The organism is Rhodococcus sp. KRD175 (assembly GCF_017168275.1).
Classification (GTDB): Bacteria; Actinomycetota; Actinomycetes; order Mycobacteriales; family Mycobacteriaceae; genus Rhodococcoides; species Rhodococcoides fascians.
In genome coordinates, this window is sequence record NZ_JABFAQ010000033.1 from 1 (window position 1) to 1,910 (window position 1,910).

1 protein-coding gene is annotated in these 1,910 nt (G+C 64.9%); it reads left to right on the forward strand.

All coding sequences use genetic code 11. The annotated features are described in order from the left end of the window. The first annotated feature begins 109 nt into the window (after positions 1-109). On the forward strand, positions 110-1,819 hold the full coding sequence (locus J1M81_RS24360; protein ID WP_230593508.1) for a transposase: 1,710 nt from the start codon (positions 110-112) through the stop codon (positions 1,817-1,819). The last annotated feature ends 91 nt before the right edge of the window (positions 1,820-1,910 follow it).

Below are 1,910 nucleotides of genomic sequence, written 5' to 3' on the forward strand. Positions count from 1 at the left end.
CGGGATCCGGGCTGTTGCGAATTGGGCCTTGTTGATTTTGCTGCGTGTTGTGCTGTAGCGGGTGGTGGTGGGCTGGGAGAATGTGGTGGTGGCCAAAGGGTATCGCCCGGTGGATCGGGATCAGCAGTTCTTGTTGCCGGTGGACATGCGTGAGTGGTTACCGGTGTCGGATCCGGTGTTCACGGTGATCGATGTGGTTGCCGCGTTGGATACCTCGGCGGTGCATGCGGTGCGCCGCACCGGTGGTGTCGGGCGTGCGGGATACGACCCGGACATGTTGCTCACGGTACTGATCTTCGGGTGGGCTCAGGGGCAACGATCCTCGCGGGTACTCGAGCGGATGTGTCGGCGTGATGCCGCGTTCAGGATCATCTGCGCCGGAAACACCCCTGATCATGTGACGATCTCCCGCTTCCGTGCCGACGTCGCCTCGCACATGGAGGCCTTGTTCACGCAGGTACTGCTGCTGTGCGGGCACCTGGGGTTGGCCAGGTTGGGTGTCGTCGCCCTCGACGGAGTCAAGATCTCCTCCAACGCCTCACTGAGCGCCAACCGCACCGAGAAAGGACTACGCGCAGCGGCTGCCGAGGCAGCCGAGCAGCGACTTCGCGAGCACGCACGGGCTGCCGCGGCCGAGCATGCTGCGGCCGACGCGCGCGAGGACGAGATGTTCGGGCCGGGCTCGTCCGGCGGCGAGGTGCCCGAGGAGATGGCCGATCCACGCACTCGCGCGGTGCGTATCGCGCAGGCGTTGGCAGAACTCGAGAAGGTCAACGCGGACACAGCAGCGAAGCGGGAGCAGGTCGAGAAGAACAAGTCCGATCTCCGTATTGCGACCCTGGCGCGGCGAGAGACGCTGGTGGCGAACCATCTGCGCAGGCGTGAGGAATCGGGTCCGGTCAGGGGTAAACCCCCGACGGAGATCAGAGTCGAAATATTGCAGATGAACCTGGCCCACGCGCGGGCCAGGCATCAGGCCACGATCGAGAACTATCAGGCGAACAAGGCCGCAGGCTCAGCCAAGGGGCGTGCACCGGGGCCGGTGGAGAAGAACGCGAAAGTCATTCGTGTGCAGCGTTTCCTCGACCGTGCGATCGCCGACCGCGCCGCCGCCGACGCGAAAGCCGCGGAGCAGGAACGAGTGCGCGCCGCGGTCGAGGCCGCCACCGCATCTGCTGTCACCTCACCAGCGAAGAAGGTCGAACCCACACGCAATGTCACCGATCCGGAGTCGCGGTCGATGCAGTTGCGTGGTGGTGGGTGGATTCAGGGCTACAACTGTCAGGCGGTGACCACCAGCGATGGGATCATCATCGCCACATCGGTGGGCAACAATCCCAACGACGGCACCACCTTCACCTCGATGCTCGACAAAGCCGTCGCTGCCGCCGACGTCATCTCGAGTGCTCGTGTCGATCGGGATCCGAACGTGGACAACGAGATCGGGGTACTGCTCGCCGATGCCGGGTATCTGACCGAGTCGAATCTGACCGCGCCCGGCCCCGACCGGTTGATCGCGATCGGCACACACGCCGCGGTATCGAAAGCCGCAGCCGACAAGCCCGTGGACGGGCCACCGCCACCGGGTGCGACACCGAAAGAGGCGATGTCGCATCGACTGCGGACCCCGGTCGGTGCCGCGCTCTACGGCCTCCGCAGTCATATCGCCGAAACCCCGTTCGGTCACGCCAAACACAATCTCGGATTCCGACGATTCAGCAGCCGAGGACAACAGCGAGCAGCCGCCGAATTCACCTTCCACGCCCTGGTGCACAACCTGTTCAAGGCCATCGGAGCACAAACCCCGGCACTGGCGTGAGGCCGGTGGCCCTGCCCGTGGCCGCATCGATATCCGCCGTCCAACACAGCTCGAGGGAAGCCACCTCGAAATCGAAACAGCCCGGATCCCG